18 protein-coding genes and 3 pseudogenes are annotated in these 18,261 nt (G+C 71.9%); 18 read left to right on the top strand and 3 right to left on the bottom strand.

Features of this window, described 5'->3' with window-relative positions; genetic code table 11:
* The first annotated feature begins 97 nt into the window (after window positions 1-97).
* From MSPGM_RS06925 to MSPGM_RS06895, 7 genes are all read left to right on the top strand, one after another.
* Window positions 98-1,099 carry a DUF2793 domain-containing protein gene (locus MSPGM_RS06925; protein ID WP_261926233.1) on the top strand — a complete coding sequence of 334 codons (1,002 nt, stop codon included), beginning with the start codon at window positions 98-100 and terminating at the stop codon, window positions 1,097-1,099.
* A 119-nt stretch (window positions 1,100-1,218) separates the two neighbouring features.
* Window positions 1,219-1,782, top strand: coding sequence for a lysozyme (locus tag MSPGM_RS06920; protein ID WP_012752449.1), 564 nt, complete (start codon window positions 1,219-1,221; stop codon window positions 1,780-1,782).
* Window positions 1,783-1,817: 35 nt separating this feature from the next.
* The gene (locus MSPGM_RS06915; RefSeq protein WP_003606562.1) at window positions 1,818-2,420 is read left to right on the top strand and encodes a hypothetical protein; all 603 of its coding nucleotides are present in this window, start codon (window positions 1,818-1,820) and stop codon (window positions 2,418-2,420) included.
* A 49-nt stretch (window positions 2,421-2,469) separates the two neighbouring features.
* A complete protein-coding gene (locus tag MSPGM_RS06910) occupies window positions 2,470-2,823 on the top strand; it encodes a hypothetical protein (RefSeq protein ID WP_003606560.1) in 354 nt (117 codons plus the stop codon).
* A 22-nt stretch (window positions 2,824-2,845) separates the two neighbouring features.
* On the top strand, window positions 2,846-3,094 hold the full coding sequence (locus MSPGM_RS06905) for a hypothetical protein (protein ID WP_003606559.1): 249 nt from the start codon (window positions 2,846-2,848) through the stop codon (window positions 3,092-3,094).
* A gap of 181 nt (window positions 3,095-3,275) precedes the next feature.
* Entirely contained in the window at window positions 3,276-3,647 is a 372-nt protein-coding gene (locus tag MSPGM_RS06900) for a PepSY domain-containing protein (protein ID WP_012752448.1), read from the top strand.
* Between the two features lie 38 nt (window positions 3,648-3,685).
* On the top strand, window positions 3,686-4,363 hold the full coding sequence (locus MSPGM_RS06895) for a response regulator transcription factor (protein ID WP_003606557.1): 678 nt from the start codon (window positions 3,686-3,688) through the stop codon (window positions 4,361-4,363).
* A 4-nt stretch (window positions 4,364-4,367) separates the two neighbouring features.
* Here the strand turns inward: MSPGM_RS06895 and MSPGM_RS06890 are convergent, their stop codons facing one another.
* Entirely contained in the window at window positions 4,368-4,520 is a 153-nt protein-coding gene (locus MSPGM_RS06890) for a type II toxin-antitoxin system VapC family toxin (RefSeq protein ID WP_244426878.1), read from the bottom strand.
* 11 nt (window positions 4,521-4,531) lie between these two features.
* Window positions 4,532-4,657, bottom strand: a pseudogene (locus MSPGM_RS06885) (type II toxin-antitoxin system VapB family antitoxin); the annotation flags it as partial.
* A 92-nt stretch (window positions 4,658-4,749) separates the two neighbouring features.
* Here MSPGM_RS06885 and MSPGM_RS06880 point away from each other — a divergent pair.
* From MSPGM_RS06880 to MSPGM_RS06845, 8 genes and pseudogenes are all read left to right on the top strand, one after another.
* Window positions 4,750-6,164 (top strand): annotated as a pseudogene (locus MSPGM_RS06880) (ATP-binding protein).
* Window positions 6,165-6,310: 146 nt separating this feature from the next.
* A complete protein-coding gene (ccmI, locus tag MSPGM_RS06875; protein ID WP_012752446.1) occupies window positions 6,311-7,894 on the top strand; it encodes a c-type cytochrome biogenesis protein CcmI in 1,584 nt (527 codons plus the stop codon).
* Between the two features lie 162 nt (window positions 7,895-8,056).
* Window positions 8,057-8,589 (top strand): annotated as a pseudogene (gene ccmE / locus MSPGM_RS06870) (cytochrome c maturation protein CcmE).
* A 46-nt stretch (window positions 8,590-8,635) separates the two neighbouring features.
* Complete coding sequence (locus MSPGM_RS06865) at window positions 8,636-10,636, top strand: heme lyase CcmF/NrfE family subunit (RefSeq protein WP_003606390.1); 2,001 nt, start codon at window positions 8,636-8,638, stop codon at window positions 10,634-10,636.
* A complete protein-coding gene (locus MSPGM_RS06860; protein WP_003606393.1) occupies window positions 10,633-11,094 on the top strand; it encodes a cytochrome c-type biogenesis protein CcmH in 462 nt (153 codons plus the stop codon). Before MSPGM_RS06865 ends, MSPGM_RS06860 begins: the two co-directional genes overlap by 4 nt.
* A gap of 114 nt (window positions 11,095-11,208) precedes the next feature.
* Window positions 11,209-11,886, top strand: coding sequence for a DUF1007 family protein (locus tag MSPGM_RS06855; RefSeq protein ID WP_003606395.1), 678 nt, complete (start codon window positions 11,209-11,211; stop codon window positions 11,884-11,886).
* Complete coding sequence (locus tag MSPGM_RS06850) at window positions 11,877-12,890, top strand: nickel/cobalt transporter (protein WP_261926232.1); 1,014 nt, start codon at window positions 11,877-11,879, stop codon at window positions 12,888-12,890. Before MSPGM_RS06855 ends, MSPGM_RS06850 begins: the two co-directional genes overlap by 10 nt.
* A 110-nt stretch (window positions 12,891-13,000) precedes the next feature.
* Complete coding sequence (locus tag MSPGM_RS06845) at window positions 13,001-13,732, top strand: hypothetical protein (RefSeq protein ID WP_012752444.1); 732 nt, start codon at window positions 13,001-13,003, stop codon at window positions 13,730-13,732.
* Here MSPGM_RS06845 and MSPGM_RS06840 read toward each other — a convergent pair.
* Window positions 13,723-14,334, bottom strand: a complete 612-nt coding sequence (locus MSPGM_RS06840; RefSeq protein ID WP_003607082.1) for a histidine phosphatase family protein — start codon at window positions 14,332-14,334, stop codon at window positions 13,723-13,725. The genes MSPGM_RS06845 and MSPGM_RS06840 overlap by 10 nt on opposite strands.
* A 244-nt stretch (window positions 14,335-14,578) precedes the next feature.
* Between MSPGM_RS06840 and MSPGM_RS06835 the strand changes: the two genes are divergently transcribed.
* The 3 genes from MSPGM_RS06835 to MSPGM_RS06825 are packed head-to-tail and all read left to right on the top strand — an operon-like array spanning window position 14,579 to window position 18,258.
* Window positions 14,579-16,786, top strand: coding sequence for a marine proteobacterial sortase target protein (locus MSPGM_RS06835; RefSeq protein WP_012752442.1), 2,208 nt, complete (start codon window positions 14,579-14,581; stop codon window positions 16,784-16,786).
* Window positions 16,783-17,406, top strand: coding sequence for a class GN sortase (locus MSPGM_RS06830; protein WP_003607141.1), 624 nt, complete (start codon window positions 16,783-16,785; stop codon window positions 17,404-17,406). The genes MSPGM_RS06835 and MSPGM_RS06830 overlap by 4 nt, the downstream gene beginning before the upstream one ends.
* 51 nt (window positions 17,407-17,457) lie before the next feature.
* Window positions 17,458-18,258, top strand: a complete 801-nt coding sequence (locus MSPGM_RS06825) for a helix-turn-helix domain-containing protein (protein WP_003607142.1) — start codon at window positions 17,458-17,460, stop codon at window positions 18,256-18,258.
* The last annotated feature ends 3 nt before the right edge of the window (window positions 18,259-18,261 follow it).

Genomic DNA, 18,261 nt, shown 5'->3' with positions numbered 1-18,261 from the left:
CACTTCCGGAGTGGCCCATGGCCGACACGACCCCGAGCCTTGCCCTGCCGCTGATCGCGGGGGGCAGGCGCAGAAGCACGTCACCCACAACGAGGCCTTGGCGCTGCTCGACGCGCTGGTGCAGCTCGCCGTCCTGGACAAGGACCGGGCCGCCCCACCCGCGAGCCCCGCCGAGGGCGACCGCTACCTGATCGTGTCGGGCAACCCGAGCGGGGCCTGGACCGGCTGGGCCGGGCGCATCGCCCGGTTCCAGGACGGTGCGTGGCTGTCCCTCAAGCCGCTTACGGGCTGGACAGCCTACGTCGCCGACGAGGCCGAACTCTACACCTTCACCGGCTCGGCCTGGATGCCGTTCCGCGCGACGATCACCGCCCTGGACAATCTGACCCGCCTCGGGCTCGGCACCGGGGCGGATGCGGACAATCCCTTCGCGGCCAAGCTCAACAAGGCGCTCTGGACCGCGCTGACGGTCGCGGAGGGCGGAAGCGGCGATCTGCGCTACACCCTGAACAAGCAGGCGGCCGGCAACACCCTTTCCCTGCTGATGCAGACCGGGTTCTCCGCCCGCGCCGAGATCGGCCTGACCGGTGACGACGACCTTCGTGTGAAGGTCTCCCCGAACGGCGGCGACTGGTTCGATGCGCTGCGGATCGCGCGCGAGACGGGGCGGGTCGCCTTTCCCGGTCGGATCACCGTCGCGGACGTGCCGGTTCTGACGGCGCAGGTGATCGCCGGCAACAGCGGGCCGGGCTCCATCCCGGCCGGGGCGACGCGGTACTTCACCAACGCCCTCGTCGGCGGCCACCCCAGCGTGGTCTACGCCGCCGCCGGCCGGCGGGGGCGGTTCCGCGATTTGCGGGTCGTGACGCAGGGCGCGCCGGGCGCCGGTCAGAGCTGGACCGTCACGCTCCAGAACCTGTTCACCGGCACGGCCCTGACCTGCACGATCGCCGGCGCCGGTTCCAACCAAGCGGCCGACCTCGTCAACAGCGCCGTCTTCGAGGCGGCGGACCGCTGGTGCCTCAAGATCGTGTCGAGCAGCGGGGCGCAGCCCACGACCAGCATCCTGTTCTCGCTGCTGTTCGAGGGCCTGGATTAGAGCGCATTCCGACGAAGTGGCGACCGGTTCGTCGAAAGAATGCGCGGCAAACAATGACCTAGAGACGCCGGCCGCCGAGCCCGCCCCTCGACCCATCCCCTCAAGACCGGAGATTGACGATGGACCTCAGTGCCGTCGGCCGCGCCGTGCTGATCGCCCGGGAGGGGCGACGGTTGGAGGCCTACCGCGACAGCGTGGGGGTCTGGACCATCGGCATCGGCCACACCGCCGCCGCCGGGCCGCCCGTGCCGCGGGCGGGCCTGCGCATCGAGGCCGGGGAGGCGGACGCGATCTTCACCCGCGACGTGGCGGCCTTCGTCCGCACCGTCGCCGAGACGGTTCCCAAGCCGCTGCCGCAGCATGCCTTCGACGCGCTGGTCTCGCTCTGCTTCAACATCGGCCCGGCGGCGTTCCGGCGCTCCACGGTGCTGCGGCGCCTGCGGGCCGGCGACCGGGCGGGCGCGGGCGAAGCGATCCTGATGTGGAACCGCCCGGCCGCGATCATCCCCCGTCGACAGGGCGAATTCGACCAGTTCCGCACGCCCTACGAAACCGCCCTGCCGCGCGCCCGGCGCAGCGATGCGCAGCCCGTCGCCGCCCCCGTCGAGCGCCCGTCCTCGCCGTCCAGCGCGCGGCCCGGCTGGCGCGCGCGCCTGTGGGACTGGCTGCGCGCCGGCCGCTGACCGCTTCCCCTCCGCACCCTAAAAGGATCGCTGCCATGACGCCGACCAAGGTGACGCCCAACAAGGCCTTCGTTCGAGGTTTTGCCCGAACCATGGCCAGGGTCTTCCTCTTCAGACCCGTCCTGCCGCCGCTCCTCCTGCTCGGCTGCTGCGCGCCCGCGCACGCAACCGCGCTCCCCGCCGTCGACGCCGCTGCGCTGGTCCTGCCCTGGGGCGACGCCGTCGTGGCGCTCGCCCAGGGCTTGTCCGCGCTGCTCACGCCGGTGCTCGTCGCCGCGTTCGCGGCAGTGCTTGCGCGGTTCGGCGGTCCCCTGCGCCTCCTCGTCACCGACGCGCTGGTCGAGCGTCTCGTGCGCAACGCCACCGACTACGCCCTGAACGCCGTGGCCGGCGCCGTCCAAGGGCGCAGGCTGACCGTCTCCGTCGGCTCGGCGGTGATCGCGCGGGCCGTGCAACGGGCGCTCGATCAGGCGCCGGCCTGGCTGATCCGGGCGGCGGGCGGCCGCGAGGGGGTTGCGGAGAAGGTGTTCCGGTCCCTGCCCCTGGAGGCCGCGGCGACCGCGGGCAACACCCTCGAACCCGCACTTCAACACGCCCTGGGGCAAGGGTCCGCGCGCGAGACCCGCAAGGCCGTCTGATCGTCCGGTATTGCGCAAGACCGGAGCCGAGAATCCGGGAGGCGTTGCAATGGACAAGATCGCAGCGGAAGCCGCGCGCCTCCTCTTCGCCGACGGGGGCGCCGGCTGGATCGTCGCGGTGCTGCTGGGGCTGGCCTGCCTCCACCTCTACCGAGACGGCCTGCGCGTGGTGGAAGCCCGCATCACCGAGACGGGCGCCACGGCCGCGGCACTGGAGCGCGCCTCGCAGACCAACGCGGCGGTGGCCGCCGCCCTGGAGAGCCGCACCCGCGTGCTGGAGGATCTGGTCCGGCTCACGGGCGAGACCGCCGGGGCCGTCGCGCGCAGCGACGAGCGCGCGCGGGAGCGGTTCGAGGATCTCCTCCGGCGCATCGGCGAGTTGCAGCACCGGCCGAATCTCTGACCCGGTAATAAGGAAGTCTTCCATGCCTGCCCATTCCGCTTCCGCTCCTGCTGCCGCCGTCGCGGATGGAACCGGCTCGCAGGCCTCGCGCCGAAGCCGGTCCCGTGCCGCCGCCGGTCGCCTGGACGCGGCGCGCCACGGCTTCGAACGCTCCCTGATCACGCTGCGCCGGGCCGCCCTCGATGCCATCGACAGCGGTGATCTGGCGAGCCTGACCCTGCGGGTGTGCGGTGACCGCCGCCGGCACGCCGGCGGAGAGGGGGCGGCGTGAGGCGTGCGCAGTCATGCCCACGGAACCGCGGCGGCGATCCCGCCTTGTCCCCGGCAACATCGCCGACCCGGACATGGCCCTCGAACGCAAGACATCATCTCCGGCTGCTTCCCCACCGAGTGCGCCCGCGCTCGCAAACATTCAGGGCGCATTCAGTGCGCTGGCGCGACAGTCACCCTCGATGCGCCAAGCTTTCGCCCTGTTGATCGTCGTCTCGACCGCCGCGGTCCTCGCGGCGGGGGCGGTCGGCCCGCTCGCCGAGGAAACCGGTGCCCTGGCGCCCGTCCCGGCGCAGCGAGCGCCGCTGAATCGCGGCGACGATTGCCTGTCGCCGGCCGATCTGCGCGAGGCGGTGGCCGAAAAGCGTGTCGTGCCGCCCATCGCCGCGATCCGCGCGGCGCGCCAGATCGTTCCGCGGGCCGAAATCCAGCGCGCCAGCCTGTGCCGGCACGAAGCGGGGCTCGTCTACCTGCTGACGGCCTTGCGTCGTGATGGGCATTTCATGCACGTCATGGTCGATGCCCAATCGGGACAGGTGAGCGGGCATTGGTAAGCGTGGCGGTGCGCCGCCGGGATGAGGAGTAACCGACCGTGCGTCTGCTCGTGGTCGAGGATGACCGTGACATCAACCGGCAGGTCGTGGCCGCGTTGGAAGAGGCCGGCTACGTCGCCGACAAGGCCTTCGATGGCGAGGAGGGCGGCTATCTCGGCGAGAACGAGCCCTACGACGCCATCATTCTCGACATGGGCCTGCCCAAGGCCGACGGCGTCACCGTGCTCCAGAACTGGCGCCGGGCCGGGGTGAAGACCCCCGTCATCATCCTCACTGCCCGCGACCGCTGGTCCGACAAGGTGGACGGCTTCGATGCGGGCGCCGACGACTACGTCACCAAGCCTTTCCACATGGAGGAGCTGATGGCCCGCGTCCGCGCGATCTTGCGCCGCGCGGCGGGCCACGCGTCGAGTCAGATCGCCTGCGGCCCCGTCACCCTGGACACCCGCTCGGGTCGCGTCTTCGTGGACGGCGCCCCGATCAAGCTGACGAGCCACGAATACCGGCTGCTCTCCTACCTGATGCACCACACCGGCCGCGTCGTCTCCCGCGCCGAGCTGACCGAGCACCTCTACGACCAGGATTTCGACCGCGACTCCAACACCATCGAGGTGTTCGTCGGGCGTCTGAGGAAGAAGCTCGCCGTGGACCTGATCCAGACGGTACGGGGGCTGGGCTACCTGATTGATCCGAACCAGCCGCCGGGGCGGGCGTGAGACCCTATGGGCCGCCGAGATCGGTGAACGCGAAATCCGCGCCCTTGTAGAGGAGCGGCACGCCGTGATTCTGCGCGACCGCGTAGGCGAAGCCGTCGCCCACAGTGAGGCGGGCCGCGCGGCCACGCGCTCGTGCAAAGTTTTCAGCCGCTCCCACAAGCCAGGGCGGCGCTCCTCCCGCTCCAACTCGTTGCGGACAGCGAGCTTGACGGCTTCCGTGAGCGGAACACCCTTCCGCTCGGCCAGGAGGCGGACGATGCGGTCCGTTTCCGCAGCGCCGATGTGCAGGGCCATAAGCGCCTCGCTGGCAGGCAGTGTAGAAAGCCGGTGCGCATGATGTACATGCCCGCAAAGTTGCGAGCGAGCCGAGATTCGAGCCAGGATTTATGACCGACCGCCTCGCTTGGCTCCCCTTGCGCCGCCGCTCCATCGCGGTGCGGCTCGCGGTCTCCTCGTTCCTGTCGAGCACCGCGATCCTCGTCATCGCGGCCTTCATCCTCACCACGCTCTACCGCGAGAACACCGAGCGCGCCTTCGACAGCCGCCTGCTCGTCTTCGCCAACAACCTCGCCACCGATCTCGTCTCGCCGAGCGACCCCGAGACGCGCTCCTTCTCGCTCGGCGATCCACGCTTCGACCTGCCACTGTCGGGCTGGTACTGGCAGGTCGGGCGACCCGATGCGAAGCCGCGGGACCTGCGCACCTCGCGCTCGCTCGTCGGCGTGCCGCTGAAAGGGCCCGATCAGGCCGGCACCGCGACCGTCGGCCAGATCCGCCAGGGCTACGGCCGGGGCAGGACGACCGCAGCCTGCGCATCGTCGAGCGCGACGTCGATGTCGGAGCCGACGGGCGCTACACCGTGCGGGTGGCCGGGCCGGCGGACGAGATCGTCAACGACGTCGAGCGCTTCCGCTTCTCGCTGTTCATGACCTTCGGCCTGCTCGGCTTCTCGCTCGCGGCGACCGCGCTGCTGCAGATCCGCTTCGGCCTCGCCCCCTTGCGCAAGCTGCGCACGGCGCTCGGCTCGATCCGCCGCGGCGAGGCCGACCGGATCGACGGCGAGTATCCGCGCGACATCGCGCCCCTCGCGGGCGAGATCAATCTGCTCATCGAGACCAATCGCGAGATCCTGGAGCGGGCCCGCACCCAGGTCGGCAACCTCGCCCACGCGTTGAAGACCCCGCTCTCGATCATCGTCAACGAGGCCAGCGGCAGCGACGCCCCGCCGGAATTGTCGGAGAAGATCCGCGAGCAGGCGGCGGTGATGCGCGATCAGGTGAACTACCACCTCGACCGTGCCCGCGCCGCCGCGCTTGCGGGCACGCTCGGCACCTCGACGGAGGTCGAGCCGGCGCTGGCCGGCCTCGTGCGCACCTTCGGCAAGATCTATCGCGACAAGGACATCGCCTACGAGGTCCATGTCCCGCCGGGTCTGCGCTTCCGCGGCGAGAAGCAGGATTTCGAGGAGATGATCGGCAACCTCGTCGACAACGCCTCGAAATGGGCGACGGGCCGGGTCTCGATCTCCGCCGCGCCGACGGCCGAGCACGATTATCCCCACCTCCTCGTGGCGGTGGAGGATGACGGGCCGGGTCTGCCCGAGGAGGACCGCGCGGCGGTGCTCAAGCGAGGCCAGCGTCTCGACGAGACCAAGCCCGGTTCCGGGCTCGGCCTGTCGATCGTCGCGGATCTGGCCGCGCTCTATCGCGGCCGCTTCCGCTTGGAGGCCGCCGCGCTCGGGGGCTTGCGCGCGGTGATCGAGGTGCCGGGCGACGCGCCCGCGGGGGGCGGACAACGCTGAGCGGCGGGCCTTGCGAAGGTTACGCACCGGCAGGCCTGTGCTATGGCCATGCTTCCCTCGCGCGTGACGACGTGTCACCCGGAAGCGATGTCGTGCGGGCCCCGCTCGGGCTCTACACGGGGCCGAGCTTAAAAACTTTGGGTCTGATGACGGCGATCTGGTTCATCCTGGCGGCCATGACCGGCGCAGCCGTGTTCGCGCTGCTTTGGCCGATGTCGCGCCGCCGCCGGCAAGGGGTCGGTCCGGAGGCGGAGGGCGGCGACGGGCTCGCCACCGAGACCGGCTTCTACGAAGACCAACTCGCCGAGATCGAGCGCGATCTCGGCCGTGGCCTCATCGCCCCGGCGGAGGCCGAGGCCGCGCGCGCCGAGGCGGCGCGCCGGCTGCTGCGGGCGAGCCGCGAGGAGCGGGCGGACGGGTCGGGCGCCGCGCCGATCGCCGAGCCGCATCTGCGCCAGCGCCGGGCGGCTTCCGCCTTCGCGCTGTCCACGATCCCGCTGGTCGCGCTCGTTGTCTACGGCCTCTACGGCTCTCCGAATCTCCCGTCGCAGACCGACGCGGACCGCAAGGCGACGCGGGCCGGGGCGCAGGATCTGATGACCGCCATCGGCCAGATCGAGGCGCGGCTCGCCAACCACCCGGACGACGTCCGCGGCTGGAGCGTGCTCGGGCCGGTCTATATGCGGCTCGGGCGGTTCGACGACGCGGCCCGTGCCTACGCGGCGCTCGTCCGCCTCAAGGGCGAGGACGCCCAGGCGCTGTCGGATTGGGGCGAGGCCCTGGTCGCGGCGGCCGACGGCACCGTCTCGCCGGAGGCGCGCAAGGTGCTGGGCCGGGCGCTCACCGCCGATCCGAAGGCGGCCAAGCCCCAGTTCTATCTCGCCCGCGGCGACGAGCAGTCCGGCGATGTGGCCGGCGCCGTGCGGCGGCTGGAGGCGATGGCGGCCTCCGCCCCCGCGGATGCCCCCTGGTTGCCGACGGTGCGCGACAACCTCGCCCGGCTGAAGGGCGAGACCCTGGCCGCGCCGAAGGCCGCAGGGGAGGCCGGAAGGGAGGCCGGGGAGGGCGCTCGGGATCGAGCCAAGGACGGCGCCAAGGACGGAGCGATGTCCGAGGCGCCGGTGGCCGGGCCGGGCAGCAACATCCAGGCGCTGCCGCCCTCCGAACGGATCGACGCGATCCGCGGCATGGTCGAGGGGCTGGAACGGCGCTTGGCCAAGCAGGGCGGCAGCGCCGACGAGTGGCTGCGCCTCGTGCGCTCCCACGCGGTCCTCGGCGAGCGCGACAAGGCGCTCGATGCCCTGGAGCGCGGGCGCAAGGCGTTTCCCGACGATAAGGAAGCCCAGGCGCGTTTCGATGCGCAGGCCCATGAACTCGGCCTCGCCGGGGCCGGGACGCCCCCGCCGAAGGCAGAGAACAGCGAAAAGCCCGGTGAGCGGAATGCGGCCGAGCCCGACACGGCCGCCAACGCGATCCGGGCGATGCCGCCAGCCGAGCGAGAAGCGGCGATCCGCGGCATGGTCGCCAGCCTCGACCGGCGGCTCGCCGCCAAGGGCGGCAGCGCCGACGAGTGGATGCGGCTCGTGCGCTCCTACGGTGTGATCGGCGACCGGGCCGCCGCAGCCCAAGCCCTCGACCGGGCCAGGATGGCGCTCGCCGCCAACCCGAAAGCGGTCGAACGCCTCGACGCGCTCGGCAAGGAACTCGGTCTGACGCCCGCGCAACCGTAGCGGAAGGCGGCCCCTGACAATCGGTCCCGCCCGTTCAACCTTGACCCCGGGGGCGGGCGGGCCGAAACCCGTCTCTTGATCCTCAGCAGACGTCGCACCGCCGTCAGGCCTTCGCCAGCCTGAAGGAACGAGAAGAAGCCGACGAACCGGGACGGAACCGTTTTGACCCGCAAGAGCCGCCGCCTGATCCTCATCGCCGCCTGCGGCGCCGTGCTGGCGCTGGCGCTCGGGCTGATCCTGTCGGCGATGAGCGGATCGATCGTGTTCTTCCGCTCCCCGCGGAGGTGGCGGCGCAGGGCGTCGCGCCGGGCACCCGCTTCCGCCTCGGTGGCCTCGTCAAGGACGGCTCGGTGAAGCGCGGGCCCGACCAGAACGTCGAGTTCGCGGTGACCGACACCAACGCCACGGTGCCGGTGCAGTATCGCGGCCTGCTGCCCGACCTGTTCCGCGAGGGCCAGGGCATCGTCGCCGAGGGCACGCTCGATGTCGGCGGCGTGTTCCGGGCCGATACGGTGCTGGCCAAGCACGACGAGAACTACATGCCCCGCGAGGTCGCCGACGCCCTCAAGGCGCAGGGACGCTGGCAGGAAGGCGGGGGCAAGGAAGCCCCCAAGGACGCTTCTAAGGCGGCTCCGAAGGACGGGGCGAAGCCGGAAACGGCCGACGCCACCCTGGGCCAGCGCAGCGAGCGGTGAAAGATTCCATGACCGTCCGAACCGAAACCGCGCGAGGGGACTGTCGGTGATCGTCGAGATTGGCCATTACGCTCTGGCGCTCGCGCTGGCGCTCTCCCTGGTGCAAGCTGTGATGCCCGCCTGGGCCGCCCGCTCGGGCGACGCGGCTTTGCGCGAGGTGGCGGGGCCCGCCGCGCTCGGCACCTTCGCCTGCATCCTGTTCGCCTTCTGCGCGCTGACCTACGCGCACGTGACGTCGGACTTCTCGGTCCAGAACGTCGTCGAGAACTCGCACACCGCCAAGCCCTTGATCTACAAGATCTCCGGCGTGTGGGGGAACCATGAGGGCTCGATGCTCCTCTGGGTGCTCATCCTCGCTTTGTTCGGAGCCTGGGTCGCCACCGCCAAGACCTCCGTGCCGCCGGTGCTGCGCACCAACACGCTGATGGTGCAGGCGAGCGTCACCTTCGTGTTCGTGCTGTTCATCATCACGACCTCGAACCCGTTCGCCCGCGTCGCCCCGGCGCCCCTGGAGGGCAACGACCTCAACCCGCTGCTGCAGGATTTCGGCCTCGCGATCCATCCGCCGCTGCTCTACCTCGGCTATGTCGGCTTTTCCGTCACCTTCGCCTTCGCCGTCGCCGCCCTGATCGAGGGGCGCATCGATGCCGTCTGGGCGCGGGCGGTGCGGCCCTGGGCCCTGATCGCCTGGAGCTTCCTGACGCTCGGCATCGCGATGGGCTCGTACTGGGCCTATTACGAACTCGGCTGGGGCGGCTGGTGGTTCTGGGACCCGGTCGAGAATGCCTCGCTGATGCCCTGGATCGCCGGCACGGCGCTGCTGCACTCCATCGTCGTCATGGAGAAGCGCGACGCGCTCAAGGTCTGGACGGTCCTGCTCGCCATCCTCACCTTCTCGCTCTCGCTGGTCGGCACCTTCATCGTCCGCTCCGGCCTGCTCACCTCGGTGCACAGCTTCGCCTCCGATCCGAGCCGCGGCGTGTTCATCCTCGCGATCCTCGCGCTGTTCATCGGCGGCGCGCTGAGCCTGTTCGCGTGGCGGGCGCCGAGCCTGCGCCAGGGCGGCCTGTTCGCGCCGATCTCCCGCGAGGGCGCGCTGGTGATGAACAACCTGTTCCTGGTCGCGGCCTGCGCCACGGTGTTCGTCGGCACGCTCTATCCGCTGCTGCTGGAGATGCTGACGGGCGAAAAGATCTCGGTCGGCCCGCCCTTCTTCAACTGGACCTTCATCCCCCTGGCGCTGCCGCTCCTCGTGATCGTGCCGTTCGGGCAGGCGCTCGCGTGGAAGCGGGGCGATGCCGCAGCCGCCGCGCAGCGTCTGCTGGCGGCCTTCGCGGTGGCCCTCGTCGTCGCCCTCGGCGCGGCGGCCTGGGCCTGGGGCGGTCCGGTGATGGCACCGGTCGGCCTCGGCTTCGGCGCCTACCTCATCATCGGCTCCGTCCTTGAGATCTGGGCGCGCGCCCGCGGCTACGGCCACAACCGGACGCGCGATCTCGGCACGACGTGGCGCCGGGCGATCGGCCTGCCGCGCTCGGCCTGGGGCACGGCTCTGGCCCATGCCGGCGTCGGCGTCGTCGTGCTCGGCATCGCCGGGCAGGGCTGGGCGACGGAAGGGCTCGCGACGATCCGGCCGGGTGGTCAGGTCGCCTCCGGCCCCTACGTCGCCACCCTCGACCGCATCGGCCCGACCAAGGGTGAGAACTACGAGGAGACCACCGCCTTCCTGACGCTGCGCAACCGCGCGGGCGACTATGTCGGCACCGCCGAGACCGGCAAGCGCTTCTATCCCTCCCGCCGGATGACGGTGACGGAGTCCGGCCTGAAGACGGTCGGCGTCAGCCAGATCTACGCCAGCCTCGGCGAAGTGATGCCCGACGGCTCGATCGGCATGCGGCTCTACTACAAGCCGCTGGTGCTGCTGATCTGGATCGGTTCGCTCATCATGGCGGCCGGCGGCGGCCTCTCGCTTACCGACCGGCGCATGCGTGTCGGCGCCCCGGTCAAGGCGCGCGCCAAGCTGCCGCCCTCCGCGGTGCCTGCCGAATGACCCGCTTTCGCTCCACGATCGCCGCGCTCGGCTTAAGCCTCGCCGCACTTCCTGCGCTCGCGGTGCAGCCGAACGAGGTGCTGAAGGACCCCGCCATGGAGGCGCGGGCGCGGCATATCTCGGAAGGCCTGCGCTGCCTCGTCTGCCAGAACCAGTCGATCGACGATTCCGACGCGCCGCTCGCTAAGGATCTGCGCGTGCTGGTGCGCGAGCGGCTCAAAGAGGGCGACAGCAACGGTCAGGTCATCGATTACGTCGTGGCCCGCTACGGCGAATTCGTGCTGCTGCGCCCGGTCTTCGGCTGGCACACGCTGCTGCTCTGGCTGAGCCCGCTGCTCGCGGTGGGTCTCGGCGCCTTCGGCATCTGGCGCCTGTCGCGCCGTCGCCCGCCGACACGGGTCGCGGATCTGTCCAAGGCGGAGGAAGCCGAGGTCGAGGCGCTGCTCAAGCGGCCATAAGCGCACGGGGATCGGCGGAGGCGCCCCGGCGCCCTGCTTTCGCCCGATCGGACGGGCAGGGTCCGGCGCATCGTCGTCACCGCCCCGACCTGCCGCGAGCCTCCCCCGAGCGCCATGCCGATCGCCGCCTCTCTCAGATATCGCGCCCTGGCCGCCACGCTCGGCCTCGTTGCCGGACTTGCGATCGTGAGCCCGGCCTGGGCACACCCCCATGTCTGGATCACAGCCAAGGCCGAACTCGCCTACGAGGCGGGCCGCGTCACCGGCATCCGCCATGCCTGGACCTTCGACCCCGAATACACCGCTTTCCTGACGCAGGGTCTCGACGCCAACGGTGACGGCAAGGTCTCGCCCGAGGAGCTTCAGGGCTCGGCCAAGGAGCATGCCGGCAACCTCGCCGAGTTCGCCTACTTCACGAAGCTCAAGGTGGCCGGCAAGGAGCAAGCCTTCGCCGAGCCGCAGGAGGCGCGGATGGCCATGGAGGGCGGCAAGCTCACCTTGAGCTTCCTGCTGCCGCTGAAGACCCCCGCCGCCCAGGGCAAGGGCGTCGCGGCGGTCGAGGTCTACGACCCGACCTACTTCATCGCCTTCAGCCTCGCCGAGGGCGCCGACGGGCTGCGCCTCGCCGGCGCTGCCCCCGGCTGCAGCATGACGGTGACGCGGGCGAAGAACACCGAACCCACGGTGGCCTCCGCCGGCCAGTCGATGACCGAGGCGATGTTCGAGGCGCTGACCGCCGCCTCGAATTACGGCGAGCAATTCGCCAACCGGGCCATCGTCGCATGTCCCTGACCGCCGCCCTGCGCCCCGCGGGCGTGGCGGCCAGCCGGTGGCCGCTGCGGCTGGCGCTTGCCGCCGGGGCGGTGCTGGCGGCCGCCAGCCTCCTCGCCGGCATCGCCTGGGCGCTCGGCCCCGTTGCCGCGCCGCCGCCACGCTCGCCCTTCGGCATCGGTTTCCGCGAGGCCGCGCCCGCGACGACCGGGCTCGGCGGCTGGCTGCTCGCGGTCCAGTCCAATTTCTCCAGCCACCTCCGCGCGGCGGTGACGGCGCTGAAGGCGGGCGGCCCCTGGATGCCGCTGATCGTGATGGGCTTCGCCTACGGCGTGTTCCACGCCGCCGGGCCCGGCCACGGCAAGGCGGTGATCGCCGGCTACATCGTGGCGGGGGAGCGCACGCTGCGGCGCGGCTTCGCCCTGAGCGCGGCGGCGGCCTTGCTCCAGGCTCTCGTGGCCATCGCCATCGTGCTGGTCGGTATCCTCGTCCTCAACACGACCGCCGCCGGAATGACGCGGGCCGGCACCCTGATCGAGACCGTGAGCTTCGCCCTCGTGGCGGGGCTCGGTGCCGCGGTGACGTGGCGCAAGGCCGGGCGGCTTGCCGGCCTTGCCACCGACGCGCCGCCGGAGGCGTGCGGCCCCGGCTGCGGCCATACCCACCTGACCGATGCCGCCGCCCTCGACCGGCTCGGCGGCTGGCGCGAGCGGGCGGGCGTGGTGCTCGCCGCCGGCTCGCGCCCCTGCGCCGGGGCGGTGCTGATCCTCGTGTTCTGCGCCGCGCAAGGCCTGCTCGCCGCCGGCATCGCCGCGACCTTCGCCATGGCGCTCGGCACCGCGATCACCACCGGGGCGCTCGCGAGCCTCGCGGTGTTCGCCAAGGCCCTGGCGCTGCGCCTCGCGGGCGGGCGCAGGCAGGCCGGCGCGCTGGCGGTCGGCGGGCTCGAATTGTTGGCAGGAGCGGTCGTGCTGGTGCTCGGGCTTGCCATGCTGTCGGGTTTAGCCTACGGCCTGGGTGGCTAGAGCATCGTCCCGAAAGGCGGCCGCCGGCTTTCGGGACGATGCTTCTGACAGACCTCTCGCCAAGTCCCTCGAAGCTGTGCAAGCTTCTCTCGGATCGGGAGGAGCCCTGCTTGAGCGACCACCACGCCCTCGACGCCTTCGCGCCCCTCCTCAACTGGCGGCTTTTGAAGGGCTCGCACGCTTTCCCCGGACCGGACGGGGGCACCTGCATCAACGAGGCGGCGATGGTGGCGGCGGGGCTGCCCTACCGGGCGATCACCGCGAGTGAGGATTGTCCGCCCTGCTTCTCGCGACCCCTGGCGGCCTACGCGCTCGGCCTCAACGATGCCATGCCGGAGGCCGAGCGGCAGGGGCTGATGGCGTTCGTGCTGCGGCTGTCCGGCTCGGCGGATGCGCCCGCGGTCGAGGCTGCCCGCACCGCCTTCCTGGCGCTCGAGAGCGCCCGCCGCATACTGCCGCCGCTGCTCGACGCCGCCGGATTGCCGGCGCTCGCCGCACGCTGCGAGACGGCCTCCGACGCAGGCGCGGCCAGGGTTGCGCTCCGTGCGGCCGAGATGCAGGGCGGCGCGCTGTCCCACGCCGCTGCCGGCCGTCACGCCTGGATCGCGGGCGCCCGCGCCTCCGCCGTGTCGCGCACCGCCACGGCGGCTTTGCGCGCCTTCGACGACCCGCGCAGCGCCGCCGAGGTGGCCGAGGGGGCGGCCCCCTTCGCAGATGGAGCGTGGCCGATCGCGCTCGGCCTCCTCGACGCGGCGCTTCGGATCGGCCGGCAGGCCCCGGAGATCGACCTGCCCTCCGCCCGCGAACGCCTGGAAGCGGCGCGGGCAAAAGTTCAGCCATAGGCGCGCGGGCGCGGCTCCGCCGTGAGGTCGACGTCGAGCGCCTCGCAGTTGGCGAGCCAGCGCCCGGTCAGATGGTAGAAGAAGGTGCAGTGGCCGACGACCCCGATGGTCCGCTCCGGCCGCGCCCGCAACCAGTCGCGAAACCCCGAGACGCGCTGGTCGAACAGCGTCCGCGGCTCGACATGCCAGCCGTCGGGCCCGGCCTCGCCGTCCGCGTACCACCACGTTTCGGGAAGATGGCCGACTTGGAAGGCCGGAAATTCCTGCGCCAGCACTGAGGCCGCCCGACCGATGTCGCAACTGCTCTCCTGGCATTCACGGTGGAGCACCTCGACCAGCACATCGGGCCGTGCCGGGTGATCGGAGAAGATCCCGGCGGTGGTCTGGAGCGCCCGGGTCAGCGGCGAGGTGACGACGAGTTCGAAGGGAATCGCGCGCAGAGCCGCGCGGGCCGCCGCAACCTGGGCGTGGCCGCGCTCGGACAGGCGCGCATCGATATGGCCGGGGTCGCGCCCCGTCGCCTCGTGATGCGCGTTGAACGTCGATTCGCCGTGGCGGATGCAGACGATGCGGGTGGTGGCAGGCGGGGTCGAGCGGGACATCGCCCCGATGTAGGCGGTTCGCGCGCCGCGGGAAGCGGGCCGCGACGCCGCGCCCGATCTCCGCACTGATCCGGACGAAGCGTCACCATAAGCGGGCAATGGCGCCGCTTTCCGGACATCGCGGGCCGCTCGGGTGCGGAGCGGGGCCGAAGGTTGGCGAAGCGTCCCGTGGCGGCGCAGCGTCCGCTGAAGGAGCCTTGGCAGGAACCGGCCACCGGGCCGGCATCCGCCGATGGAGGCTTCCATGCTCTCGCTTCCCCACTCCCCGCTTCCTCTGCCCCCGCATTCCCGCTCACCGCTCGCGCACCCGGCTCCGGGCCTGCCGCGCAACCTTCTGCTCGGGCCGCTGATCGCCCTCCTGCTCGCCCTCATTGCCGGCATCACGCCGGCAAGAGCGCAGGATTCAAGAGCGCAGGATTCGAGGGTGCAGGACGGCAGCGGCACGCTGCTGCTGCGCTTCGAGGGCGGCGCGCCCGTCGAGGCGCCCCGCCTCAAGGCGGACGCCGCGATCACCGTGAGCGGTCCGACCGCACGGGCGACGATCACCCAGGCCTTCCGCAACACGACGAGTGAGTGGGTCGAGGGCACCTACCTGTTCCCGCTGCCGGAGGATGCGGCGGTCGATACGATGAAGCTCGTGGTCGGCGACCGGGTCATCGTCGCCGATATCCGCGAGCGCGCGGCGGCGCGGCGCGTCTACGAGGCGGCAAAGGCCGAGGGCAAGGCCGCCGCGCTCACCGAGCAGCAGCGGCCCAACCTGTTCACCAACGCGGTCGCCAATATCGGCCCCGGCGAGACGGTGCTGGTGCAGATCGCGTACCAGCAGCCCGTGCGGTCCTCCGCCGGCACCTATGCCTTGCGCCTGCCGACCGTCGCCGCCCCGCGCTACAGCCCCGCTCCCCCGGCGGTGAAGGCCGTCGTCGAGCGGGGCGCCGCCGATCCCGTCCCGGATCGCGAGAAGATCGCGGCCCCGGTGCTCGACCCGGCCCGCCACGCGCCGATCAAACCGCTGACGCTCACCATCGATCTCAAGGCCGGCTTCACCCTGGGCCAGGTGCGCAGCGCCACCCATGCGGTCCGTATCGAGGAGCGGTCCGCGAGCGAGCGCCGCATCACGCTTGCCGACGGCGCCACCGCCGCCGACCGCGATTTCGAGCTGACCTGGAATGCGGCCCCCGGCGAGGCGCCCTCGATCGGTCTGTTTCGCGAGCGGGTGGCGGGGGCTGAGGCGGTGCTTGCCGTGGTGACCCCGCCGGAAACCGCCAGCCCGGCCGCATCCGTGCCCCGCGACGTGGTGTTCGTCATCGATAATTCCGGCTCCATGGGCGGCGCCTCGATGCGGCAGGCCAAGGCGAGCCTGCTGATCGGCCTCGACCGGCTGGGCGCGGGCGACCGCTTCAACGTGATCCGCTTCGATCACAGCTTCGACACGCTGTTTCCCGATCTGGTGCCCGCCGACGCGGGCCATCTGATGCGGGCCAAAAGCTTCGTGGCCGGGCTCCAGGCGAGCGGCGGCACGGAGATGCTGGCGCCGCTCCAGGCCGCCCTGCGGGACGCGACGCCGGAGGAGACGGGGCGTTTGCGCCAAGTCGTGTTCCTCACCGACGGTGCCATCGGCAACGAGGCGCAGATCTTCTCGGCCATCGCCACGGAGCGCGGGCGCTCGCGGCTGTTCATGGTCGGCATCGGCTCGGCCCCGAACGGTTACCTGATGCGCCACGCCGCCGAACTCGGTCGCGGTAGCTTCACCCAGATCGACACGCCCGATCAGGTGACCGAGCGGATGCGCGCCCTGTTGGTGAAGCTGGAAAGCCCCGCCGTCACCGACCTGACCGCGACCTTCTCCGAGCCCGGCATCGATGTGACACCCGCCCGCCTGCCCGACCTCTACCGCGGCGAGCCGCTCACCCTCTCGGCCCGGATGGGGCAGGCCCGCGGCACCCTGACCCTCACCGGCCGGATCGGCGGACAACCCTGGCAGACGCAGCTGCACCTCGATGCGGCGCAGGACGGGACCGGCATCGGCAAGCTCTGGGCGCGGGCGAAGATCGCAGAGGCCGAGACCGCGCGGCTGACAGGCGGGCTCACGGCGGAGGCGGCCGACGCGGCGATCCTGCGGCTGGCGCTCGACTACGGGCTGACGACGCGGCTGACCTCGCTGGTGGCGGTGGACGCCACCCCGCGCCGGCCGGCCGGGATGCGCCTCGCCAGCACCGAGTTGCCGCTCAACCTGCCGGCCGGCTGGGACTTCGAGACGGTGTTCGGCACGCAGGATGAGGCGCCGCAGCTTCCCCCGCCGCCGCGCCGCGCCGCGGCCCCGGCTACGCAGATCGCGGCCGCGCAAGCCGTGGCGCTGCCGCAGACCGCCACGGATTTCGAGATCCGCGCATGGCTCGGAGCGCTGCTGCTGGCGCTCGGTCTCGTCCTCTCCCGCCGTCGGCTCGCAGCGTGAGCGGGCACGCACAACAGGGCGCCGCATCGCGGCGCTCGGGTCGGAAGGGCTTTGCCGCCCTTCCAGCCCTCCTGCTCGTCGCGGCCGGTTTGGTTCTGCTGGCGCAGGCGGCCTGGATTCCGGCCAAGGCGGCTCTGGCACAGGTGCTTCTGGAGCGCGCCTTCACCCGCACCCTGGCCGAGGGCGTGCCCGCCCGCCCCTGGCCCTGGGCCGACACGGTTCCGGTCGCCCGCATCGGCTTCCCCCGGCTCGGCGAGCGCTACGTGGTGCTTGCCGGCTCGAGCGGGCAGGCGCTGGCCTTCGGGCCCGGCCATGTCGAGGGCACGCCGGAGGCGGGCGAACCGGGAATTGCGGTCTACGCCGCCCACCGCGACACCCAGTTCCGCAGCCTCGGCCGCCTTGCGGTCGGGGACGCGATCACGGTGGAGCGCCGCGATCGAGTCACCGTCCGCTTCCGCGTCACCGGGCGCCGGGTCGCGCGCTGGGACGCCTCCGGCCTCGATCCGCAGGCGCCGGGCCGCCACCTCGTGCTCGCCACCTGCTGGCCGCTCGACGCGGTGACGCCGGGGCCGGAACGGTTGCTGGTGGAGGCGGTGCTCGACGAAACTGCCGAGCCTTGACGCTTCCCTCCTCTGTGCGGTTCTGTGCGGATCCGTCCGGAACCGCACGCGATGTCGCTGATCGAGGCCGATCACCCCGAGACCGAACTGCCCGCCGGGCAGAGCCGCGCCATCGCGGACGCCGTGCGCGAGGCGCTGGCCCGCCGCCGGATGTCCCGGCAGGCGCTCGCGGACGCCGCCCGCATCAGCATCTCGACCCTTGAGAAGGCGCTCTCCGGCCGCCGGCCCTTCACGCTGGCCACCACCCTGCGCCTGGAAGAGGCGCTCGGCCTTCCCCTGAGGATACAGGCCCCCGCGCCGCCGGTCGCGGCCCCGGAAAAGGCCCGCCACGCGCCGGAGGAGTTCGGCTCCTATACCCGCGAGGCGGTGGCCTTCCTGACCGGGCGCTACCTGACGCTCCGCCCCTCCTTCGGGCAAGCGGGGGCGATCTTCGCCTACCGCACCGAGATTGCCTGGGACGCGGACAGCGCCCGGCTCGTCTTCCGCGAAGCCGAGCGGCTCGACGCGCCGTTCGCGCAATCCGGCACCGTTTCGGTGCCGAACCAATCGGGCCAGATCTACCTCGTCACCAACTTCCAGGGGCAGTACCGGCTCGCCGTGCTCGGCCGCCCGACGATCCAGGGCGAGATGTTCGGCATCCTGACGACCCTGTTCTCCGGCCGCGGCACGCAGCTCACTCCGGCGGCGACCCCGCTCGCCCTGGTGCCGGAGCGCGGGGCGCTGGCCGAGGGCGCGCAGTACGGGCGCATCACCGCCGGCATGGCCTGTGAGCCGGCCTACCGCCGCCTCCTCGACCGGGTGCGCGAGGATGTGTTCGCGGTGTTCCCTGGCTGCGGGGAGGGGACGGCCTGAGCC

Source organism: Methylorubrum sp. GM97, assembly GCF_024347855.1.
GTDB classification, from domain to species: domain Bacteria; phylum Pseudomonadota; class Alphaproteobacteria; order Rhizobiales; family Beijerinckiaceae; genus Methylobacterium; species Methylobacterium extorquens.
This window is presented reverse-complemented; position numbering and strand designations above follow the sequence as displayed.